Annotated in this window: 18 protein-coding genes; 13 read left to right on the forward strand and 5 right to left on the reverse strand. The window is 39.2% G+C overall.

The genetic code is table 11. The features are described from left to right. Positions 1-175: 175 nt before the first annotated feature. Positions 176-2,212: a prolyl oligopeptidase family serine peptidase gene (locus AACV33_RS11040; protein WP_182700213.1), complete on the forward strand. Its 2,037-nt coding sequence runs from the start codon at positions 176-178 to the stop codon at positions 2,210-2,212. Between the two features lie 81 nt (positions 2,213-2,293). Here AACV33_RS11040 and AACV33_RS11045 read toward each other — a convergent pair whose 3' ends face one another. Beyond that, on the reverse strand, positions 2,294-3,598 hold the full coding sequence (locus AACV33_RS11045) for a dicarboxylate/amino acid:cation symporter (RefSeq protein WP_012549995.1): 1,305 nt from the start codon (positions 3,596-3,598) through the stop codon (positions 2,294-2,296). Positions 3,599-4,247: 649 nt separating this feature from the next. Between AACV33_RS11045 and AACV33_RS11050 the strand changes: the two genes are divergently transcribed. The 5 genes from AACV33_RS11050 to AACV33_RS11070 all read left to right on the forward strand — a co-directional run bounded on the left by AACV33_RS11050 (position 4,248) and on the right by AACV33_RS11070 (position 10,343). Next, entirely contained in the window at positions 4,248-5,852 is a 1,605-nt protein-coding gene (locus AACV33_RS11050; RefSeq protein WP_182700214.1) for a BCCT family transporter, read from the forward strand. Between the two features lie 132 nt (positions 5,853-5,984). After that, positions 5,985-6,152, forward strand: coding sequence for a hypothetical protein (locus tag AACV33_RS11055; protein WP_255458573.1), 168 nt, complete (start codon positions 5,985-5,987; stop codon positions 6,150-6,152). Positions 6,153-6,625: 473 nt separating this feature from the next. After that, positions 6,626-8,101, forward strand: a complete 1,476-nt coding sequence (locus AACV33_RS11060) for an ATP-dependent nuclease (RefSeq protein ID WP_255458574.1) — start codon at positions 6,626-6,628, stop codon at positions 8,099-8,101. 26 nt (positions 8,102-8,127) lie between these two features. Beyond that, positions 8,128-8,667, forward strand: a complete 540-nt coding sequence (locus AACV33_RS11065) for a hypothetical protein (protein ID WP_339379723.1) — start codon at positions 8,128-8,130, stop codon at positions 8,665-8,667. Next, positions 8,667-10,343 (forward strand): UvrD-helicase domain-containing protein, encoded by a 1,677-nt coding sequence (locus AACV33_RS11070; protein ID WP_182700215.1) that lies wholly within the window; start codon positions 8,667-8,669, stop codon positions 10,341-10,343. Before AACV33_RS11065 ends, AACV33_RS11070 begins: the two co-directional genes overlap by 1 nt. Positions 10,344-10,456: 113 nt before the next feature. On the opposite strand, the gene AACV33_RS11075 is transcribed toward AACV33_RS11070, so the two are convergent. Together AACV33_RS11075 and AACV33_RS11080 are read right to left on the reverse strand one after the other, a co-directional pair. Further along, positions 10,457-11,419, reverse strand: a complete 963-nt coding sequence (locus tag AACV33_RS11075; RefSeq protein ID WP_182700216.1) for a phosphotransferase — start codon at positions 11,417-11,419, stop codon at positions 10,457-10,459. A gap of 34 nt (positions 11,420-11,453) precedes the next feature. After that, positions 11,454-11,912, reverse strand: a complete 459-nt coding sequence (locus AACV33_RS11080) for an RNA methyltransferase (protein ID WP_012550001.1) — start codon at positions 11,910-11,912, stop codon at positions 11,454-11,456. A gap of 95 nt (positions 11,913-12,007) precedes the next feature. On the opposite strand from AACV33_RS11080, the gene AACV33_RS11085 reads away from it, so the two are divergent. After that, entirely contained in the window at positions 12,008-12,481 is a 474-nt protein-coding gene (locus AACV33_RS11085; protein WP_012550002.1) for a LabA-like NYN domain-containing protein, read from the forward strand. A gap of 162 nt (positions 12,482-12,643) precedes the next feature. After that, positions 12,644-14,020 carry an alpha-amylase family protein gene (locus AACV33_RS11090; RefSeq protein ID WP_182700217.1) on the forward strand — a complete coding sequence of 459 codons (1,377 nt, stop codon included), beginning with the start codon at positions 12,644-12,646 and terminating at the stop codon, positions 14,018-14,020. 111 nt (positions 14,021-14,131) lie between these two features. On the opposite strand, the gene AACV33_RS11095 is transcribed toward AACV33_RS11090, so the two are convergent. Continuing rightward, on the reverse strand, positions 14,132-15,157 hold the full coding sequence (locus tag AACV33_RS11095; protein ID WP_182700218.1) for an OmpA family protein: 1,026 nt from the start codon (positions 15,155-15,157) through the stop codon (positions 14,132-14,134). A 135-nt stretch (positions 15,158-15,292) separates the two neighbouring features. After that, on the reverse strand, positions 15,293-17,284 hold the full coding sequence (locus AACV33_RS11100) for a methyl-accepting chemotaxis protein (protein ID WP_065610626.1): 1,992 nt from the start codon (positions 17,282-17,284) through the stop codon (positions 15,293-15,295). Positions 17,285-17,581: 297 nt separating this feature from the next. Between AACV33_RS11100 and hinT the strand changes: the two genes are divergently transcribed. The 5 genes from hinT to AACV33_RS11125 all read left to right on the forward strand — a co-directional run bounded on the left by hinT (position 17,582) and on the right by AACV33_RS11125 (position 24,210). Further along, positions 17,582-17,932: a purine nucleoside phosphoramidase gene (gene hinT / locus AACV33_RS11105; protein WP_012550006.1), complete on the forward strand. Its 351-nt coding sequence runs from the start codon at positions 17,582-17,584 to the stop codon at positions 17,930-17,932. Between the two features lie 67 nt (positions 17,933-17,999). Further along, complete coding sequence (locus tag AACV33_RS11110) at positions 18,000-19,397, forward strand: COG3014 family protein (RefSeq protein ID WP_182700219.1); 1,398 nt, start codon at positions 18,000-18,002, stop codon at positions 19,395-19,397. Further along, complete coding sequence (locus tag AACV33_RS11115) at positions 19,397-19,786, forward strand: YcfL family protein (protein ID WP_012550008.1); 390 nt, start codon at positions 19,397-19,399, stop codon at positions 19,784-19,786. The genes AACV33_RS11110 and AACV33_RS11115 overlap by 1 nt, the downstream gene beginning before the upstream one ends. A 46-nt stretch (positions 19,787-19,832) precedes the next feature. Further along, on the forward strand, positions 19,833-20,423 hold the full coding sequence (gene lpoB, locus AACV33_RS11120) for a penicillin-binding protein activator LpoB (RefSeq protein ID WP_012550009.1): 591 nt from the start codon (positions 19,833-19,835) through the stop codon (positions 20,421-20,423). Between the two features lie 214 nt (positions 20,424-20,637). Beyond that, complete coding sequence (locus AACV33_RS11125; RefSeq protein WP_182700220.1) at positions 20,638-24,210, forward strand: T6SS effector BTH_I2691 family protein; 3,573 nt, start codon at positions 20,638-20,640, stop codon at positions 24,208-24,210. Positions 24,211-24,392: the final 182 nt, after the last annotated feature.

Here is a 24,392-nt window from a genome sequence, read left to right on the forward strand (position 1 = left end):
AATCAGCTGTTTAATAACTACCCTAAACTGACCAAAACCCTTAATTAATCCACCATAGACTGAATATTAATACGCAACGCGTCAATAACTAGCCTTAAACCATCAAACCGTTGTATTCCTATTTTTAATGAGCGTATTCTACAAATAGATAACTAATTATAAATAGGGATGTACCATGATTTATCCTTTCACAAAGCAAGACTCAACGGTTGACCAGTACTTTTCTCATAACATCGCTGACCCATATCGCTGGTTAGAAAACGATACCAGTGCAGAAACAGAAGCGTGGGTGACAGAACAGAATACAGTGACGTTTGACACCCTTTCTCACATTGATAATCGCGACGCTATTCGAAATGTAATCGCGATAGGCCAAGATTACCAAAAGACATCGCAGCCATTTAAGCGTGGCGATTACACCTACTTTTATCAGAATGACGGCTTACAAAACCAAAGCGTAGTGTATCGTTCAAAAGAAGGTGGAGCGGTTGAGGTTTTTCTTGATCCAAATACGTTCTCTGAAGAAGGCACAACGTCATTAGGCTCGGTAAGCTTTTCTAAAGATACATCTCTTGTTGCTTATTCTATTTCAGAAGCGGGCAGTGATTGGCGTAAAATTTTTGTATTAAATACAGAAACCAAAGAGCAAGTAGAAGCGCCGATTGTTGATGCAAAATTCACGGGTATTTCTTGGTTAGGAAATAAAGGGTTTTATTATTCGAGTTACGACAAGCCAACAGGCAGTGAATTGTCGGCAAGAACTGATCAGCATAAATTGTATTATCATGAAGTGGGTAAACCGCAATCTGACGATGTGATTGTATTTGGTGCGACAGAAGAAGAGAAACATCGTTATGTTAGCGGCTACACCACAGAAGATGATGCGTATTTGGTGATCTCTGCGGCGACCTCGACCTCTGGTAATAAGCTATTTATCGAACGATTAGACGTTAATAATCCAACACGAATTACGGTGTTAGCTCATACTGATTCTGATACGTATGTGATTGAGAACGAAGATTCTCGTTTACTGATGTTCACTAATTTAGAGGCGCCAAACGGTAAAATTGTGTCTTATAATGCGGTAACGAGTGAATGGGTTGATGTTATTCCAGAACAATCACAACCGCTTGAGATCAGTGTGGGTGGTGGTACGTTGTTTGCGAGTTATATGGTCGATGTATTAAGCCAAGTGAAGCAATATGACTTCTCCGGTAATTTGTTAAGAGAGATTGAGCTACCGGGAGAAGGGCAAGTATCTGGCTTTTCAGGTAAACGAGAGCAAACCAATTTGTTCTTTACGTTTACCAATTACGTCACGCCACCAACAATTTATCAATGTGATGCAAATACAGGAGAGGTAGAACTGTATTTGGCCTCTGAATCTCCGTTTGACAGTGAAGGGTTTGAGTCGACTCAAGTGTTCTACACATCAAAAGATGGCACTCGAATTCCGATGATTATCTCGCATAAAAAAGGAATTGTATTAGATGGTAAAAATCCGACGATTCTTTATGGCTACGGCGGATTTAATGTCAGCCTAACCCCAAGTTTTAGCGGCATGATGGCTAGCTGGTTAGAATTAGGTGGGGTATACGCAGTACCAAATATTCGTGGTGGCGGTGAATATGGAAAAGCATGGCATAACGCAGGGACTCAACAGAAAAAACAGAACGTGTTTGATGACTTTATTGCGGCAGCTGAGTGCTTAATTGAAATGGGTTATACCGATTCAGAACACTTGGCACTTCGTGGTGGTTCAAACGGTGGATTACTCGTGGGAGCGTGTATGACTCAGCGACCTGAGTTGTTTAAAGTGGCGTTACCAGCTGTCGGAGTGTTGGATATGCTGCGCTACCACACGTTTACGTCGGGTGAAGGTTGGGCGTACGATTTTGGTACATCAGAACAAAGTGAGGAGATGTTTCATTACTTACTAGACTATTCACCGGTTCATAATGTTAAAGAGGGCGTTGAATACCCTGCAACGTTAGTGACGACGGCGGATCATGATGATCGCGTTATACCGGCGCATTCTTATAAGTTCATTGCTGAATTACAGAAAAAACAAATTGGTGAGAATCCCGTGTTGATCCGTATTGATGTGAATGCAGGGCATGGTGCCGGAATGCCAATATCTAAATCGATTGATTTAATGGCCGATATCTACGCGTTTACACTCGCGAATATGAAAGTAGATCCGTTTGCTTAAACATAAATAAATGAGTGAAAAATAAAGGCCTTAACACATGATGTTGAGGCCTTTATAGTTAAGCGAGTGATGCGTATTTAATTAAGCACTTCTTTTTAGTGCGAGTTCAGCTTCACCAGCTTTTGGATCATTAAAGGCGTCAATGTCTAACTCATTTTCTGATTTAGCCACAATACAAGTCACCACACTGTCACCGGTAATATTTACCGCAGTTCGGATCATATCAAGTAAGCGGTCAACACCCATGATGAGTGCAATACCTTCTAAAGGTAAGCCTACTTGGTTTAATACCATCGCTAACATGATCAAACCAACACCTGGGACACCAGCGGTACCCACAGATGCAAGCGTTGCTGTTAGGATCACTGTCATGTAATCCCCAATGCTTAGATCTACGCCAAATGCTTGAGCAATAAAGGCCGTTGCGACACCTTGCATGATAGCCGTACCATCCATATTAATGGTGGCACCAAGAGGAATGGTAAATGAAGCGACTTTATTACTGACACCTAATCGATGTGTTGCCGTTTCCATGGTCACTGGAATAGTGGCATTAGAAGAGGCGGTAGAAAAGGCAAACATGATGGCATCTTTCATTTTCTTCCAAAACACGATAGGGCTTAGGCCTGAAAGAACTTTAAGAAGAATACTGTAAGTGACAAAGGCATGAATAAGCAGTGCCGCAACGAGAACTAAGAAGTATGCCGCTAGGTTTGCGATTGAATCTAAACCTAAACCAGTAAACAGTTTCGCCATTAAGAAGAAAATACCGTAAGGCGCTACTTTCATTAGCAGCGTAACCAGCTTCATGATTACTTCATTTACGTCGCTAAAGAAATCAGAAACACGTTGTCCTGCTTCTCCAGCAAGGCTGATGGCGATACCAAATAGCACGGCAAATACGATAACTTGCAACGTATTACCTTGAGACATTGCAGCCATCGGGTTGCTTGGGAACATGCCAACAATAACTTGGCCTAATGAAGGTGCTTCTGCTGTGCTAAAAGAAGCCGCAGAGGTTAGATCGGCACCGGCCCCTGGGTGTAAGAAGATACCCATGATGAGCGCTAAAGAGATGGCTAACGCGGTGGTTCCGATATAGAAAGCGAGAGTCTTACCGCCTAATCGACCTAATGTTGTCATGTCTTTTAAAGAACTTGTACCGCAAACAAGGGAAACAAAGACAAGGGGAATTACGAGCATTTTTAAGCTGGCAATGAAAATTTTCCCACCAACATCAAACAAACCATTGACTAGGTACTCGTTAATAAAACTATTGTCGCCTAAAAAAGTACGGATCAAAAATCCACATAAAATACCAGCAACCATGCCGGTAATGATGCGAGCAGTTAAAGAGCTTTTAATTTTTTTGTTGTCATTCGTCATGAACTAATCTCCATTAAATTACTTTGTACAACTTTCAAAGTGCGAGCAGGTTAGCAGATCTAAAATGAAACTTGTTCGTTACATTTATAATTTGTCCATTAGTGTGTTTTATGTCACGTAACCTATAAACGAGTGCTATGAAAATAATCGAATAGGTCAGTCATACTTAGGATGTTGTCGCTAATGTTGGAAAGGAATTATTGTAAAAATACAACTTTATAGGTAGGGGGTTGCACTGTTTTTATTTACACTTGCTCGATATGTTGTTGGTTTGAAGTTAATTAATCGGGTGGTTCTTGTACGAGATTATCGGTGTAACCATGAATCTTCAAATAGTCAGGGTTCGATCCTTTTTCGATACAATATCGGTCAGATTCTCTTATTTTTAATCGCTTTGATACTTACTTAAGTTTCAGCTATGAGTGACGGTTATATACGGAGAAACCCTAGCATTCAACGGAGGAGTGCTATTTTGTGTTACAATACGACACTTGGGATTGAGAAAAAGAGCAATTAATCACCTACCGTGGTGATTCTTATCATGTTTATTTATATGGTACCGCTACTCAATCAAATAGTAATTGGATAAGGAGTTGTCCTTATATTCGTCTAGCTGTTCGCTTAGCCGGATATGTGAACATTATCGTTTATGGGTTTTAAATCAGAAAAGTACAGTATTGAATCGACGGATTATGAAGTCGGTCAAGATAACATCAGTAAATGGGGCATGGATGTCCACAACACCGTTTTTGTAGCCTCAGTCGGCTTATCTCTCCTCTTCATCATCACTCTTCTCGCATTACCTCCCGCAGACGCAAAAGCAGCCATTGATTCACTTAAAGGTTCTGTGTTGTCAAATTTTGACTTCCTCTTTATGTGGGGCGCTAACATCTTATTAATCTTTGCCATTATTTTAGCATTTTCGCCTTTGGGTAAAATTCGCTTAGGTGGTGATGACGCGAAACCAGATTATTCAAAAGCCTCTTGGATCTCGATGTTATTTGCTGCCGGTATGGGTATTGGGCTTATTTTTTGGGGTGTTGCCGAGCCAACCGCGTTCTTTACCAACTGGTTTGGAACTCCGCTTAATGTAGAACCTTTTACAGAAGCAGGGCGTGAACTTGCACTGGGTGCAACGGTCTTCCACTGGGGCTTACACGCATGGGCTATCTATGGCATGACAGCACTTTGCCTTGCCTATTTTGTTTACAATAAAGGGTTACCACTCTCAATGCGCTCGGTGTTTTACCCATTATTGGGTGATCGAGTTTGGGGGCGAACAGGTGATGTGATTGATATCTTAACCGTATTGGTTACCTTGTTTGGCCTAGCGACTTCCCTTGGTTTAGGGGGCTCACAAGCGGCTAGTGGTATCAGCCATGTTTTCGGAATAGACAATAACATCTATCTTCAACAGGCCGTTATCGTATTGATTATGGGTCTGGCGATCATTTCTGTTCTCCGTGGTATGGATGGTGGCGTTAAGTTTCTTAGTAACCTTAATATGGTTATTGCGTTTGTCTTCCTTGGCCTTATTGCTGTTTTGAATTTCACTACCGTATTGGATTCTTTGGTTACGGCTCTAACGGGTTATGTGAAAAATATTATTCCATTGAGTCAAACCTCGGGTCGTCAAGATACAGCGTGGTTGCACGGTTGGACTGTGTTCTATTGGGCGTGGTGGGTTGCGTATGCCCCTTTCTTTGGTATGTTTGTTGCTCGTATCTCTAGAGGACGCACCGTTCGCGAATTCCTTCTTTGCGTAATGCTTATACCGACAATGGTAACCACGGCGTGGATGTCTATCTTCGGCGGTGTGGCTATTCAACAAGTTATCGATAAAGTTGGATTATTGGGTGCTCAACAAGGTATTAGCGATGTTTCTCTAAGCTTGTTCCATATGCTAGATGCTTATCCGTTCGGGGATATTTTATCTTTCATTGCGGTAGCATTAATCATCGTTTTCTTTGTGACAACGTTAGATTCAGGCTCTATCGTTATTGATGGCATGACAGCCGGTGGTAAGTTAGAAGTACCCGTTAAACAGAAAGTAGTTTGGGCGGTTATCTCTGGTGTTATCGCAATGGTTATGTTGTGGATTGGTGGTACTCAATCTATTGAATCTCTGCAATCAATTACCATTATTGCCGCAATGCCGTTCACGATAATTCTTTTATTAGGCAGTGTGAGTCTGTTTAAAGGGTTATTGACGGAAGTTGAAAAACCAAAGGTAGCAACTGATCAAGTTAACTAATTACGTTAGCTTGTTGTTAGTTTAAGGGTTCGATTTACAGTAAAGCTCTCTGGTACTTTGTGCTAGGGAGCTTTTGCTTTTTAGAGAGTCCCGAACACTAAATATGCAATAACAATGCGGAGGTAATAAATTATGAATATTAAGCCAATTAGAACGAAAGATGATTACAAAGCAGCGATGGCTCGTATCAGCGAACTTACTAGCGGCGATCCTGATGCACTGCCTAATCATGAGTTTGATGAACTAGAAATTATCACTACTCTTGTTGAAGCATACGAATTGAAGTACCAGATCCAGTAGAAACAATTTAATTTAGAATGGAGTCGCTTGGATTAAGTGATAGTGATTTAACACCAATACTAGGGCAACGCAGCCGAGTTACTGAGATCTTGAAAAAAAGAGATGATTTTCACTCACCATTTAACTCTTGGTGACGAGACTTAACTTCAAATGCTTCTATTTGGGGGGTGTTTGAAGTTAAGTAAAACTGAGATGATTTTCTGAGTGACTTTTGGAAGGAGGGGACTTTATTTTCATAATACATATTTATGACCATGCTTGAGTTATTTCAGGATTATCTAGCTTGTTTCTGCCCCAAAGTGTGTTAAAAAATATTTTCACGAAGATTAAAATTTTTATCAAAAACATGATTGGTTTAAAAACTGCTTACTACGAGTCATGGTAATATTTGCCATTCAATCGATTGCTTAGTATGCAATTAAGCTTTTGTTTACTTGAACGATTTATACAGAATAACTTAAGAAGTAGTAAACATGTTATTAAAGAAATTAGTGATTTCGGGCTATAAGAGTATATCTACAAGTCATCCTCAAACAATAGAGTTTGACACTGATCTAACAGTTTTCATTGGGCATAATGGAACAGGTAAAAGTGCGACGTTAGAAGCTTTAAATAAGTTGTTCTCAATTGACCATTATTTACGTGGCATCATACCTTCCGATTTTCATTTACCAGACAGCGTAGATCCTGCTACTCCAAGAAATTTAATGATAGAGGCATGGTTTAGTGTTACCAATGCTGACGGTAATCCATCGATTCCATCTTTAATTAATGGACTGACAGCATCGAGTTCAACTGGTGAAGTTATTTTTAGAGTTCGATTGGAAGCAAGTTTAAGCTTCGATTATAATTCCCTCGGTGATGTTGATGAAAATGTTTGGATAATTGATGGTGATATGGAAGAACCTGAAGATGATAATAAACATCGCCTCTCAGCCTCTCAAAGGAACGCAATTCAAGTCAATTATGTACCAGCGAATAGAGACCCATTAGTTCAATTAAAGTACTCGTCGAAAGCTATTTTAGGCCGTTTACTGAAAGCTATTAAATGGTCAGAAGGCGAGCAGGAATCATTTGAAACACAAGCGCAACAACTGAATCGATTAGCATCAGATAACCCTGCTTTGGCACAGATCACACAGGCAATTAATCATAATTGGAAAGGTATATACAAAGGGCGTCATCTCAATCAAGCAAAACTTAATTTTCCTGTCGGTGATGTGGATGAAATATTGAGACTTATACAGCTTCAATTTATGCCAGATGCAACAGGAAATAAGGTTGATACTAGTAGATTAAGTGATGGACAAAAATCTCTCGTTTACTTTGCTTTAACCAAAGCACTCCTCGATATAGACAAAGCGACACGACAATCTGTTTTTAGAAGTCAATCATCAAATTTTGATGTTGATAAAATGAAACTACCGATTTTCAGTTTAATTGTGCTTGAGGAACCTGAAAACCATTTATCACCACATTATTTAGGTCGAATATTAAAATTAGTAAAAGATTATGGTGCGACCGAGTTCTGTCAGTCTATAGTTTCTACACATTCAGCCTCATTGGTTGGACGTATAGAACCTATGCAGATACGTCATTTTCGATTAGACAATGAAGATATATGTACAAAAGTTCAAGCGTTATTATTGCCTGAAGATAGTTATGAGCAGGCAAAGTATATTAGCGAAGCTGTTAAAGCTTACCCCGAAATTTATTTTTCGAAACTAGTAATACTGGGTGAGGGCGATAGTGAACAAGTTATTATACCAAAGTTACTGGAGCATTTTGGAAAAGACATTGACGGTCACTCAATATCTGTTGTCCCGCTTGGTGGGAGACATGTCAATCATTTCTGGCGTTTGCTTAATTCGCTGAAGATTCCTTTTGTTACACTGTTAGACTTTGATATCGACCGTAATGGGGGGGATTTGGTCGCATCAAATATGTGATTGAGCAGTTGCTATTGATGGATAATATGAGAAATGAGTTTATTAACGAAGATACTCTTGACTGCATCCCTGCGTGGAATTCACCTCAGAACCCGACCGATTTTTTTGTTCACTATTCAAGTAGTGTAGTAAAGCTTATTGTAGATGAAATAGAAAAATGCAATGTGTTCTTTTCTAGCCCTTTAGATATTGATTACTCTATGATCTGCTCTTTTCCCGATATTTTTTGTGTAAAAGATGAAGCTTATGGCGAAAGAGGTCCTTTTGAAGGAAAAGAAGACGAAGAAGATGAAGATATTATAAAAAGAGAAGCTACGTTAATAAAGGCGGTACTTAAAAAAGGAAATATTGGTAAAAGGTTTGAGTTTGGATCTGATTGGGAAAGAAATTTCTTATGGTATCGCTATCGTTTTTTATCAAATAAAAGTAAGCCGGCATCTCATGTTCGTATGTTTACTAAGCTTGAGGAACTGCATACTTCACAAGAAATTTTGGAAAAATTACCATCGGAATTAACACGACTGATGGAACGTATTATCGAATTGTCTGAACAGGTAATTGAGTAATGATTGAATGGAAACCATCTGATGGAATAGAAGCTACGCCTGAATTGATGGATATAATTACCTGTGATAGCTCGGTTGCTGTACTTGCAAGTGCTGGTGCTGGTAAAACAGAGATGCTGGCTCAAAAAGCAAGTTATTTGTTTTTTACGGATAATTGTGTTTGGCCTAAAAGAATATTATCCCTTACGTTTAAAACGGAAGCTCAGTTAAATATAAAAGAGAGAATTAATAAGCGTTGTGGTGATAAAGCAACTCGCTTTGATTCTTTCACATTCCATGCGTTTAGTAAGAGCATTGTTGATAGATTTAAGAATGTTCTGTCTGAAAGTGAGCGTCCTATAAACAATTACGATATCGTTTTTCGACGCCAAGATGCAAGTGGAAATACCAAAATATTGATGAACGATTTGCTAATTTTGGCAATACGGATCTTACGTGCAAGAGAAGATATAAGAGTGATGTTTTCTTACTCTTATGCATATGTTTTTATCGATGAGTTTCAAGATACGACTAATGAGCAATACGAATTGTTACAATTGTTGTTTCAGAACACCGAAACTAAAATTTTAACTGTTGGAGATATAAACCAAAGCATAATGTTGTGGGCTGGAGCTCGTAAAACGGTATTTGCTGATTTTTTAAATGACTTTTCTGCACAAAACAAGTTTCTAGTAAAAAACTATCGAGCATCTAGTGAAATACAAGATGTATTAGCGGTAGTGTTACAGTTTGTACAAAACCCAAGATCTACATTCCAAGAAGTATCAACAATTCCAGATAGCTGCTCTCTACATGCTTTTAGTGATGAGCATCAAGAAGCTTCATTTGTTGCCCAGAGTATTAAAGAAGCCATCCTCAGCGGTATCGACGCAAGTGAGGTCGTAATTTTAACTAAGCAGCAGGTATCAAAGAATACCGGAATATTGAGAGCCGAGTTAACTAAGATTGGTATAAACAACCTTGATATGACGGAATTACAAGATGCTTTAAAAGAACCTCTCGGACAATTATTCTCACTATTTCTAAACGCGTTAGTGCGACCTGAGCCTCAAGTTATGACCGAATTGTTTAAAGTTAATTTATCTTTAAACAAGATTGAAGTTGGTGATGATAAGGAAGAGGTTCTCATCAATTCTTTAGTGAACTTTATCTCGCTAAAGCAAAAACTGATGACAACAACCTTAGAGGCTGACGACCTGTTATCCCACGTTCAAAGTTTTATTCATAACCTTGGTATGAATAAAATAAAAGGAAGATGGAAACAATATAAATCCCCTGATTATTTTAATCAGGTGTGGCAAGCGCTTGAAGTCCATTTAAGGAATATGTGTAATCAGACAAATTCATTAGAAGAGGCTGTTAAGCTATTTAGTGCTGATAACGCTGTGCATTTAATGAATATTCACAAGTGTAAAGGTCTTGAGTATCACACTGTATACTTCATGGGCTTAGAAGATCAGGAGTTTTGGAACTATAAAAATCAAAACTTTGAGGATAATTGTGCGATATACGTAGCCTTATCCAGAGCTAAAAATAGTATATGTGTAACTATAAGTAAACGTAGAGAGCATAGACAAACTTGGCGGTATGATAATAGAAACTCGACATTTGGAGTTATAAAGCCCGTTGTGAATTTATTGAAAAACAATTGTAAATTTTCAGCTACGAGCCACTAAAATTAGAATACCAAGATGATTAATTAGTATGTGGCTGACAAACTTTTGCCCAAAAATCAGTTAGCCACTAAAACTCCCACACACAAAAAAGGTCGCTCACTTGCGGCCTTTCCCTACAAAACCCCCAACGCTCTTTCTTTAAGCCCTTCCGTATACCCATTGATCTTCCAGTGCTCTGGGCTCCAGCCTTTTACAAAGCGTTGAAAATCCGCCCAAGCTATACAAAACAGTGGTCGCCACTCTTGCTCAATATCGTCACTTGCCTCGGTGCGGCCTAAACGCAATAGGGCGGTTTTAAGTTGGCTAAAATAATGATCTAATAATTCACTCTCAAGCTCTGCACAGTTTTCTGGCTTTACTGCACTGCTGATAAATAAAATCACATCTTTCATCCCGCAGCTTTTTCCTATGTATTGAAAATCCACAGCTGCTACCTGATTACCATCTTCAGAGAAACAGAAGTTTGCTAACTTAGCATCACCATGAACTAAGGTTTGGTAGCGGGTATTTTTAAGGGTTTCATCAATCTTAACTGCTGCGCGTTTTAAGGGTAAATCCGTTAAGGCTTCAAGCTCATCAGGTCGCGTATCTAAATGCCAGTAAGTACCTGTTTGCCATAACCCTGTAGGTTTTACATTAAGATGCTCTGCGTGAAAGTTCGCAAGCCACGTTAAGCAGGCTTTGGTTTCATTCATAGAGGTGTCTGTTTTTACGATTGGAAAACCACAGGTCGCTAAATCTTCCAATACTAAAATGAGTTCGTTATCACGTTGTTCTACGTATAAGCCGCGCGGCACAGGACAATGGGTAGAAACCGAATTGGCGTAAGTTTGATACCAATTGAGTTCAACTTGGTATGAGTCGAGTTTACGTTGGTGTGAGAGATCAGTATTCCACCCTTTAGGATGTACTTTAGGTTTTGGTAACGTGATCTGTTTGATGATGATAGAAGAGGTTGGAGCTTGTGTTAAATGCAAACGCACCAATTCACCATAACCGCCCCACAAGGTTTGTAGGGTGTCAGTTTGGGTAATTGATGCGTTTTCGAAACCCGAAATACGTGATAAATCAAACATGCCGAGTTCCTTTATTCATCTAGCTTAATGTAGATTACTTATGGTTGGAGAAGTTTTCGCCTTTTGCCATGCGATCGTACATGATCACGTTTACAGCAGCGGCTAAGTTCATGCAGCCATTGGTTGGTACATAGATTGTTTCACGGCAGAAATCAGTGATCTCTTTTTTCAATGTACCGTCTTCAGGGCCAAAAATATAAAACGCACGAGGTGGGTGCTTGTAATCTGGCAGTGGTTTCGCGCCTTCGATAAGATCAACAGCAACAGGAACACAATCTAAAGGAATAATATCTTTAAGATCTTCAACACCAATAAGTGGCACATTGAGGTGCTGACTTTTTGTATCAGTACAAAATTTCTTGGCAATATCGTAACGTCTTCCCGTGTAAAATACCGAGTTTACGCCATAGCAACCTGCCGCTCGCATTACTGAGCCTACATTTTCAGGTGTTTTTGGGTTTACCAATCCAATACAAGAGTAACCTTTCGTCATTATTACTGTCTTTCCAATACAAAATTTGGGCGAAGTATACCTAAATTAAAGGGATTCATATAGACTCATTAGATAATTTCCTAGGAAGGTGAAATATGAAAACAGTTGCGATCCTCGTCGATGTGCAAAACATCTACTACACTACGCGTGACGTATACCAACGTCATTTTGACTACAATGCATTATGGGCGAAAGTGACTGATGGTCGTAAGGTTGTCGGTGCAAACGCGTATGCCATTGCTCGTAGTGATGATAAGCAAAAGCAGTTTCATAATATTCTTCGTGGCATTGGATTTGATGTAAAGTTAAAACCGTTTATTCAACGTCGTGACGGTTCAGCGAAAGGCGATTGGGATGTAGGCATTGCGTTAGATGCTATCGAGCTTGCTGAGCAGGCGGATATCGTGGTTATTCTGTCGGGCGATGGTGATTTTGAATTACTCGTTCAGCGAATTCAGTCACGTTTTAACAAAGAAGTTGAAGTGTATGGCGTTGCAGATTTAACCGCAAATGCATTAATTGATGCCGCTGACCGCTTTATTCCAATCGAAGGTAATCTATTGTTATAAAAGAAATTCAGGGATGTTTTATGGGGTTCGCCGTCGTATTTTTTCTCTGAATTTTTTTTCTACGCCTTACTGCTCCTACTGTATTTTATAGAGTAAGGGAGGAGGAGTAAGGTGAACGGCTTTTTTATAATAGAATGACGTTATACAGAAAGGGATACACAAATGAGTCAGGGAATGGCGGGACAATTACATAATATACCCGCAGTAAGTAATGTCATTCTTCATGCGTTCGACTGGACCTATCAAAGCATTGCTGAACAAGCAGAGCAGATTGCCGCATTAGGGTATCGTTCTGTGTTGGTTTCCCCTGCAATGAAATCACTTCAATTACCCTCGGGTACTCAGTGGTGGCAGCGCTATCAGCCTCAAGATTATCGTTTGATTGATAACCCATTAGGCAATACCTCTGATTTTAAACATATGATAGAGCGTCTTGCTGAATTTAATTTATGGGTTTATGTCGATGTTGTGTTTAATCACATGGCAAACGAATCAGACATTCGAGCGGATCTTCAATACCCAAATCGATGGGATAGAGAGGATTACGAAAAAGACCCGACAAAATATAATGCGTTAACGCTGTTTGGTGATCTCTCTGAACCTCTTTTTACTGAACCTGATTTTGTTGATGCTTTTGGTATCGAGAATTGGAATGATAAATGGGAAGTTCAAAATGGCCGCATATCTGGGGGACCTCATGATCCAGGTTTACCTACCTTAATTGATAATGAACATGTTGTTGAGCAACAGCGTGCTTATTTGTTTGCATTGAAGTCGATGGGAGTAAAAGGTTTTCGTATTGATGCAGCAAAGCACATGAGCCTTGAACACCTAAATAAAGTATGGACTGACGATATAACCAATGATGTACATATCTTTGGTGAAATAATTACTGACGGTGGAGCAACAAAAGAAGAGTACGAGACGTTTTTAAGTCCCTATTTAATGGGAACCACGTTAGGTGCTTATGACTTCCCTTTATTTAATATTCTCTATCAAGCGTTTGAGAAAAAAGGGTCGTTAACGTCATTAATCGATCCTTATTGCTATGGCTTAGCTTTGTCTCCTTTACGTGCGATTACTTTTGCCATTACTCATGATATTCCGAATAACCAAGTATTTAAAAGTTTGGTGATGAGTGAGCATAACGAGTGGTTAGCTTATGCGTATTTATTTGGAAGAGAAGGGGGGATCCCGTTGGTTTATTCGGATTTAGATACCAGTGGTATCACTAATTCATTTGGTTCCCCACGCTGGAAAAATGCATGGAAAGAAGAAAAAATGTCAGGGTTGATTCATTTTCATCATCGTATGTATGGAGAAGGGCAAACTTTGATTGAAGCGAGTGACGATCATCTTGTTTTTGCACGAGGAGATCGAGGTATTGTGGCGTTAAATAAATCGAACAAGAATATTGAAGTGAGTATGCCATCGGACAGTGAGTGGAGAGAGTTTTCATCCAATCAATTGTGTCAGAAAAAAGAAGGCGTACTTGTGTTTAGTATTCCTAAATATTCTTATCTTTTATTGTGTCATTAATCGATGTGTAAACAATGACAGTATGGCTAAAAAATGAGTCGTTGATTAGAAAGAAAAAGGGTTGAATGTGTGAATATGCATTCAACCCTTTGAGTCAGGAATATCGATTAATTAATATTCGAAGTTAGGAATGTCGATATCAACTCGACGGTTTTCACTTCTTCCTGCCGCGGTTTTATTGCTTGCGATAGGATTAGATTCACCCTCACCACTGGCATTGATTTGGCTTTCTTTAACGCCTTTTGTTTTTAAATAAGCAGAGACTGATTGAGCTCGGGCTTCAGATATTTTTTGGTTATAAGCGGCTGATCCTGATGAATCCGTGTGTCCTACAATGTTGACGGTAGCTTGCGGATGATCAATGAGTGTTTGTGCAATCGTATCAAGTTCTGCGTGGCTTTCTGGCGCAAGCTTAGAACCATTGTTTTTGAATAGGTTTTGATGTGATTTAGATTGTTGTTTTGCAGCGACAGGCTCTACTGGCGCGACGACTTTCTCTTCCATTGGTTCTGCCATTTGTTTTTCTGGCTCTGCGACAACTTCAATTTCTTCTTCTTCTTCAATTAAGGCCGCTTGGGGTTCTGAGTTTGAAGCATTCCCAAAGGTATAAGTAAGACCAAAAGAGATGAAATGGGATGATAGATCATAGATATAACTATCATCGATATCATCAAAGTATTGGTATTCTAGACGCAAAGCTAAGCTTTCACTAATGGCTAATTCACTGCCTAAACCCGCCGTAAATACAACATCATTTGCGCGACTGTAATCCATGTAAGCGGCACCCGCTTTGAGGAATACATCGATGGTATCGGTAGCGTTAAAAGTATAGCGAGGCGCTAATGAAAGGGCAGTAAGACGGCTATCAACATATTTTGTTGTGTTGTTGTAATAATGACTCGATTCAAACTCACCAATAGAATCAAACCCAAGCTCTAGCCCCCATCGCTCAGTGAAATGGTAACCACCGTATGCACCAAAGCCAAAAGCATCATCGTCACAGGGACCTGAGGCAGAACAAGCATCATCAATGAGCCCTAAACCTATTTTTCCCCCAAAATAAGCCTCAGCTAGGAGAGGCGAAGAAAAACCGACAGAAGTTAGAGCTACAGCAACGAGCAAAGATGATTTTTTCATATTCAGTCCTTTAATTATATAAACACATCATTGTTAACGGTATGTTTAAATAGTAGGACAGTAATTAAAACTTCTGTAGGTATTGGCTTATATTTTTATGCTATTTCATATTGAATAACGGAATTACCTTTCAATCTACACTTTAAATTGATGCACAATATCACTTTGCTGATGGGCTAACTCATTCAGCGTTGAACTGACATTGGCGATATCATTCATTGCGGTTTGATTCTCTTCTGCAATGTGACTAATGTCTTCCAAACTGCGTGCAATTTCAGTGGTTGTTGCACTCTGCTCATTTGCTGCTTGAGAAATATGGTTACTCATGTGACTTATTTCTTCAATTAAGTTTTGAATCATCACCATGGCATTATTGGCTTCATTGGTTTGAGTTACGCTTTGTTGCATATCTTCGACACAACTTTCAATGACGAGGGTGGTGGTTTTTGAACTGGATTGAAGGTTACCAATCATCGTTTCAATTTCAGAGGTTGATTCTGCGGTGCGTTTTGCTAACACTCGAACTTCATCGGCAACAACGGCAAATCCACGACCTTGCTCTCCAGCACGAGCGGCTTCAATGGCGGCATTTAAAGCGAGTAAGTTAGTTTGTGCTGCAATTTTATTGATCACATCGAGAATAGAACCAATTTCACTGCTGACTTTTTGTAAGTTTGCAACGGCATGTACAGATTCATCTAAGCGACTTGATAGTTGCTCTATCGTTGCAATGTTATTTGTCATTACTTGTTGACCGTGCTCTGAAGCCGCTTCAACTTCTTGTACTTTAAGCAGGGAGCTTTCTGAGCTTGATGCAACTTCAACTACAGAGTGTTCCATTTCTGTCATTGCGGCCGCGACACTGGTGGTTTTTTCACGTTGTTCTAGTAGCTGCTGTTTGGCCTTTTCTGCGGTAGAACTGTTATTTTGTGCAACCGTCGTAAGTTCATCAGAAGCCGCACTTAGCTGTAATAAGACTTTCTGTAAATTATCCGCTAACGTATTAATATGGCGAGATACACGACTAAACTCAGAGTTATGCTTTGTTGCAATTCGTTGTGTCATATCCCCAGAGGTTAATGATTCTAAAATACGCAGCATATTATTGAGTGGCGTTCGTACTGATGAAGCAAGATGAAAACCAATAGCCGTTGCAAGTAGCGAGACAACCACACCGAGAACAACCGCTTTATAAAAACTCTGTTGATAAATGACATCAGCCTGTTCTAGTGAATGTTGTAAACCTTGATTGGCTGATTTATTGAATGAGTTAAGAAGCGTTAGCCCTGCATCAATTTGATGAGCTAAATTTGAGATGTTGGTGTATAAGGTTTCTTTGGCGTTTAAGTAAATGAAATGCGTATTAAGAATGCCTTCTTTTTTACCGACTTCAAGACTGAATTTGTTCACTGAATCATCAAAAATAGGTTTTAATTCTGGCAGTTGATTGTTTAACCCACGGTAAGCGTAGTTTAAATGAGTCACGGCTTTCTTGTTTTTGTTTACGGCTTTTTTAACGAACTCAACGTCATTACTTGCTAGTGCATCTGATGTGATTAACTCAGCATCTTCTAGTTTTACAAAGTAGCTTTTTGCCATCATTTTTACGGCAATGCTTTCTTGGCCGTCAATGTATTCTTTCATTCGTACACTAAGCTCAGTATACAAACGTTGAAAGTTACGGGTTGCTTTTTGTTTGCTGTCTTCTGCGACTAATAAATCTTGGTAGTTGTCCATTGCGACGAGCGCTTCGGTGAAATATTGGCTTTCGATTGATGCTAACTCTGCGCTTTGTTGTGCGGTGGTACTGTTTTTCTGTGCGGCGGCGGTTAAGCGTTGAAAGGTATTTTTAAATGTTGTTTCTGCAACAGAGAATTGCTGACGAGCTTGTTGCATCTGAACTGGATCACGAGTGGTTAGGAAATCTTTAAAGGATTTGTCGGCGGCAAGTAAGGCAACACTCGTTTCGTTTGATAAACTGACAAGGGGCATGGACTCTGTTGAGACCGATTGCATTTGTTTGTGGATGTTGCTCGTTCCATTGAGCATCAAAATGACTGTCGTAATAAACAGGATAACAATGAGTGAAAAACCTGCATACATGCGACGTACAACCGAACTATTCATGTTCTCTTCTCTCTTTAAAAGTAATGCAAGACTTAGAATTTAGAAAGTAAATAAGAAAAGTCTTAAAATTATGACAACAATCATTCATATTATGATTATTAGTTAACGCCTGCTGTGACCATATCTATAAAATTAATAATATATAAAGAGAGATCACTCTCATTTATTTAATGGTTTTTTGTATGTGAAGGGTTAATTTGTCGTTAAGTTATCATTCAAGTGATTGTTTTCGAGAAATTTGTAACGCATACTAGAGAGAATTAGAGATAAAAAACTGTGTTTTATTGGAGATGAGTCATGGCTGAAGAAACTATTTTTAGCAAAATTATTCGTAAAGAAATCCCAGCAGATGTGGTGTATCAAGATGATTTGGTGACTGCATTTCGTGATATTAACCCTAGAGCACCAAGTCATGTGTTGATCATTCCGAATAAACTCATCCCAACAACCAATGATCTTGAGCAAGAAGATGAGTTAGTGATGGGACGTTTGTTTACTGTGGCTAAGAAAATCGCTCAAGAAGAAGGCATCGCAAAAGAGGGCTACCGCTTAATCGTCAATTGTAACCCCCATGGTGGACAAGAGGTATACCACATTCACATGCACCTTGTGGGCGGGCGTCCATTAGGTCCGATGCTATTAAGTTAATAGACAATATTAAGGCTCCCATGATCGGAGCCTTACTTTTTTCTTACTACGAGTTTCTTTAATTTTGATGAAATCAGTCTTAAAAAAATCAGTTATCCTTTCTTTTACCTTGATATTGTCAGGGTGTGCCAACTTATCGGTTGGAAATCTGTTTAGTCATTATTCTGCTCAAACTCAAGATACGTATGAGTTAGTTAAGAGTGGGGAAGCTAAGCTGGCTTATCAAGACGCAGCAGAGGATACCGGTGGGCCAATTCTAGATAATTTAGAGTTAGGTCGTATTGCTTTATTAAGTGAGCAATACGCTGAGAGTAAATCCGATTTTGAAAGTGCAGAGCAAGCTGCTCGAGTACAAAGTGATGAAGCGACTATCACAGTATCAGGCTCTGCGAACCAAGTTGGTTCTTTAGTAACTAACGATAACCTTATCGATTATAAACCAGCGGATTATGAACTGGGTTATTTGCATTTATACCTTTCGCTAAACTATTTAAAAAATAATGATCTAGAAGGGGCGTTGGTTGAAGTCAGAAAAGCTAACTACATCCAAGAACAAGCCAGAAAAGACCGAGAGAAAGAGCTGAAATCAGCCGAGAAAGAGGCGAATAAAAAGGGTGTAAACGCAAATGTAGGTGCAATATTAGCGAATTATCCAGATGCAGGCAAAACACTTAAAGCCGTGCAAAATGGGTATTTGTTTTACTATTCTGGCTTATTATTTGAAACAAACCGAAATTTTAGTGACGCTTACATTGATTACAAGCGAGCGTTAGCGGTGGCACCAAATAATAAAACGGTGATTGAATCCGTTCAGCGGCTAGCTCGTCGATTGGGTATGAAAAATGATATCCAAACACTAGAAAAACAATACGGCGCCTATAAAGTACCAAATCGCACTGATAGTCGAGTAATTATCATCGATGAACAAGGTATTTTGCCACAGCTAGATGATTGGCGTTTAAGGTTGCCAATGTGGGATAGCCATGGCAACTTTGTTCAGTATAACTTATCGCTGCCTTATTATAAGAAAATGCAGCGACAAACTTTCCCCCCATTACGAGTGAATGATAAAGCCTTGCCTTCCGATCAACTGGCTGATGTGACGTTAATGGCCGAAAATGATTTGAGTGAACGTATCCCAGCGATGGTGATCCGCCAAGCGCTACGTGTTGTTGCTAAAGATGAATTACGTAAAACATCGCGTAATACAAAGGAAGAAGAGTTAGCCAATGCGTTATTTACGATATTCAATTCATTAACCGAGCAACCAGATACTCGAAGTTGGCAAACACTGCCAGCAATCATCAGCGTAACAAATATGAGCGTTGAAGCAGGAAATAATACACTTGAGTATCAAGGTAATGAACTAAACTTTAGTGTAAAAGAAGGTCACACCGTGGTGGTTTGGGTATCTAGACAAGGAAATGCTGTCACCTGGTGGCATAAACAATTAGGAGAAATATAATGAAAAAATGGTTTATTGCATTGTTGCTACCGTTGGTACTTGCAGCATGTAGTTCTGGTCAAACATCAGGCATAAGTGTTGATAGTAGCACTCAGAAGGTTGTCTTTGGTGATAACGTATTGGGTGGCCGACTGTCTGTTGATCAGATCAGCACTCAAGACAATAACGGTTTAGTTCGCGGCATTGTTTCTCTAACGAGTAAATTCAGTGGCGATCAACAACTTCAATACCGTTTTTATTGGTATGACGATCAAGGCCTAGAAGTGAATGGTTCTGATTCACCGTGGCGTACATTTATCGTTCGTGGTTTAGACACGATGAGCGTTCAAGGTGTTGCAATGAAACCAGAAGCGACGCAATTCCGTATTCAAATTCGTACATTAGAATAATCTTTCTTTATTGAAGATAGAAACCACTTATTTAGAGGAAAATAAAATGAAAAAAAGTGTTGTTGCATTATTAGGCTTAGCTGTACTACTTGGTGGTTGTTCTAATAAAGTAAGTTACGGTGATGCTCAAGCTGTTGAAACAACAACGGTTGACTTTGGTTCGACTGATTTGCAAAAAATTGCCGGTGAAATGACAGAAAGCATGCTTTCATCTGGCTCTGTAGCACAAATCACTCAAGGTAATCGTCCAATTGTTTTTGTTGAAAGCATTAAAAACAAAACAAGCGAGCACATTGATACAGAATCAGTAACTGACTCAATCAGTACTAAATTGCTTAACTCGGGTAAATTCCGTTTTGTTGATATGGATCGTGTAGAAGCGGTTCGTACGCAACTGAATTTCCAAAATACGGATGAGCTAGTAAATCAAAATACTGCGATTCAATTCGGTAAAATGGTTGGTGCTCAATACATGCTTTACGGTAACCTTTCTAGCATCGTGAAAAATGCAGGTAGCGATAAAGACGTATATTACAAAATGACAATGCGTTTAATGGATTTAGAAACAGGTCTGATCGAATGGGCTGATGAAACTGAAATCCGTAAGCAACAAGAGAAAAGCCTATTAGGTTGGTAATTACCACCCAATAGCTAACTTGAGTTTGTAATAAATGCCAGAGCGGGTAACTGCTCTGGCATTTTTGTATGAGAAATAAAAACAATAAGTTGGTTAAAATCACAAGTTGTTGTCTTTTTGAAAATTACGCATTAGGTAACATGTTGATTTTAAGTGATTTAATTGTGGCTTTATTTTTGCTTATGTAGATGTTTGGTTATCAAAGGATCTGTCCATGAGTCACAATTACCCATTTCAACCTAAAAATTCTATGTGCTGGAACACTGAAGAATTCTCTTATGAAGAGGCCGCTCAAGCTTTCGATAAGGATGGTAATTTACTCTCTTTGAAAACCATGTCGACAGCACCCGCTGATGATACGAATGGCTTACCTAATGAAAAAAGCATGTATTGGACAGGAGAAACGAATAAAACAGACGTCGTTTCTAATGAACCTGAAGTGGTTGATTTTACCTCTAAAGAGGAGGCATCAAATGCTGATGCTCATTTTGTACCAGTTCGTTATGCCATAGATCAACAATGTAATAACGATGGATCGATTACTCCATTTGGTTTGCCTGAAGGATGGAATGGCAATGGTTTGGCGGCAAGGCGATTAACCTCTAATCAATACACACTTCGTCAGTTAAGGGATGGTTGGTTATACGTTTATAACTACGAACAAAAAACCATTGATGAATATCAAGTCGAAGGGACTCAATTCACTCATTTTAAATTAAGTGATAGTGAAGACCCAAGCAACAAAGAAAGAGGTCAAAAGCAAGCGTCTACGGGCTTTTTAAGCTATCCCAACAACAGTGTACTTTCATTACTCTATTCTAAGCACCGTTGGAGTTGGATCATGTTTCAAGACGTACTTGAAAATATTGGTCGCTACTCAAGTTATATGCAAACGGTGGTATTAAGCCGAGACGGTTGTCCTGCGCATGTGGGAGACATTGAATTGTTGTCTAAAGTTGCCGATATCGAAGAATCTGCGATTGATGATGGTCGTTTTTCTGCGAGTTATGTTGGTACTTTTGATTCACAAGGCGATGAACATGAGTACTCTGAAATAAAGCCAGTCGCCTCTGTGTCTGATTTCATTTCAGAGATACCAGAAGAAGAGGTGGCTTACGTTGTTGCCGTTAATGACCACTTGGTTGATTGTCGTGATCTTGCTACGCAGTTTGTTGGGGCTGCCACACCATATCGTTTCTTTGATGAAAATTTCTCTAATCAATGGACATTAATGCAGACGGCAATGCAAATGACATTATTCGGGTCTATGGATGACATTAAATTTCCACCATCAGTCACAAGAAACAATAAGGAGCTTGAATTTTACCTTGATATGTCTCGTTTCTATGATGCAGGAGAGAAAACAAGTAACGCCTATAAATCACAAAGTCCATCAAGTGATGCAATCGCTCGCGTTTATAAGGGCGAACAGTCAGAAATAGCTAAATCCATCCAATCAAAATACAGCATTCCTGCGAGTCATTTAAAGAAATACGAAAACTGGTTAGCTCAAAGTAAATGGCGTAAACAGCTCGATTGGGAGGCGATGCTAACAGAAATGGATGAACTTCAAAAAGAAAGGGATGAGTTAGAAAAAGAGGCTTTTGAGGCTAAAAAAGATTTTAAACATTTTCTTAACGCATTCACTCCTTTTATGATCGAACGACAATGTGATCTGTGGGGAGAAGAAACCCAGACAGAACTCCAAGACGCCAATTTGCATTTTATAGAAGCATTTACATTTTTAGCCTCCGTAGAAGATAAAGAGTGGCTAACCGCACAATGTGAAAAACCAACCAGTATTATTCCGTTATACACCGCAGGTTTTAGTCATACGTTATTTAAGAAATTAGAAGAGTTACTCCCTAAGCATGATGATAATGATGGGGCAAATAAATCAAATCATGAATCGATAATTCAGGATGTGGACACGCCAAAAACAATTCAAGATGGGTTTTATATCGAAGTCGCCGGTTTGAGTAATACCACAACGATGTACAGTAAAATTGTAGACTTTATGGCGCACGCAAGTGTAAGTGAAACGGAAATTTTTAAAAAGCTTGGGGAAACGATTCAACAATTGAATCACGTTCTTATCGCGGCTTCTGGTGGATTAATTCAATATATAGCTAAATTAGGCGTTAGCCCCATCGCGCAAGCCTCTGTTTTACTTTTACCTGCTATGCCTACTGGGTATGCATCACGAACAACCTCTCTTTATCGAATTACGTTTGCTGAGAAATTAGCGCATAAAATAGGCATCAATGTTGCAGAAGGCTTTGCACAAAATTTCGATAAGTGGCAGAAGAGAATGGCTCAGGTTGATGTCGATATAAAGACTTCAACGACAATAGTGGAAAATAAATCGATATCAGTAAAACAAAAGCAAGCGGCGTTAAAAGAAATGACTCGCCTGCAAAAAGTTAAAGCGGCTAATGTCGTTGGTTTTCCTCAACGTTTTGAATGGCCATCAGATATTAAAGGTGCTATTCACAGTATGAGTGAAGAGCGCTTAAAAGGCGTTGCGGTAAGTGCTAAAAATCATTTTTCTGATGTCGGTGGTTTAGGTTTCCTTGCTTTGGTATTTAATCTAATTAGCTTGAATGATTCTTTGAGAACGATAAGGCAAGATGGTCTAGCCACGGCAGATAATTACGCTGAAATAGGACAAAAAATCGCTTATACCGCAACCGCATGGGCGGGTATTAGAACTGGTACTGCATGGGCTAAGATTCAAGGAAACCCAGAACTACTAAAGTCTACCGTTAGCGCTATAGAGAAGGCAAGGGGAGAGGTAGTTAGGCGTTCATCCTCAATAGCCAAATTACCATTGGAAAGCGCAAAAATATTTACACGATGGTTAGCGGGAACTGCGGTTCTTAACTTAGTTGCCGTTGGTATTGAATTGTTTAGAGACATCAGACAACTGGAAAATAGTTATGGTGAAGAACGTATTTATTTATTTGGTAAAATATCTTCTCTTGGAGCGATGGCTTTAGTTAGTTTTTCTCAAATTGCAGGATGGAGTTCAGGTAGAATTGCTATTGGTGTATTATTTGGTGCACCAGTAATGGCTATTCTTTTAGTGGCTACTGCTTTTTATATGGTGTTTAGTTATGCCATTGAGGCATCAAAACAAGATGATTATCAAAAATGGCTAGCGTTACTTCCATGGGGAACCAACCCTAAACGGGTAACATGGAGTGAATCAAAAGATGTTTCTCTACGTTTAGAAGAGAATACCAATATATTGAATACGGCATTGAATGATTTAAAACGTATACAGTTACAACCTGTTATCTACCAAGAACCGCAATTGACGTATGTTAAATCGGAACAGAGTTACCCTGCAGCCGTTGCACTATGCCATGCGATTGATGTAAGGTTTTCTATACCTCGTGGGATGGGAAGTCAATTATTGCGCATTACCACTAATAGCAATGCAAGTGTAGAAGAGTTGGAAAGTGGTGAATGGCTATCTAATGTTGATTTAGTGACATTAGAAAAAATTCAAATAGATAATAAAAAACCAATACTGAGTGAGCAACGTGATATTTATCAAGTTACTTTACCTATAAACAGTGAGCTTAGTTATCTTGCCATTCAAATTGATTATTTGGTGTTAAGTCAAAATAGTGAAGAAGAGATCCAATACAGTTATCAATTCCAGTATGCTGTAACGCAAAAAGCCGTCCATACCGCGATTAGTGATAGTGAAAAACTGAATAAATGGGGATCTCAATCGTTAAATAAATCGGCAGATATTGCTATTGAACATAAAAAATAGAGGGTTAGAAATGTCCTATCTTCCTTTTTACATTACGCCTGAAGAGTTTGATGAGCAGTGTGTTGTGAATAAAGAACAGATTTTAAAATCGACAAATATAATGCATTGGATAGCAAAGGGTGTTGAGCATAAAAACTGTTACGATCGTAAGCTGTTTTGGTTAGTTAGTAGTATATTGGCTT

Source organism: Aliivibrio sp. SR45-2 (genome assembly GCF_963890165.1).
GTDB lineage: Bacteria > Pseudomonadota > Gammaproteobacteria > Enterobacterales > Vibrionaceae > Aliivibrio > Aliivibrio salmonicida.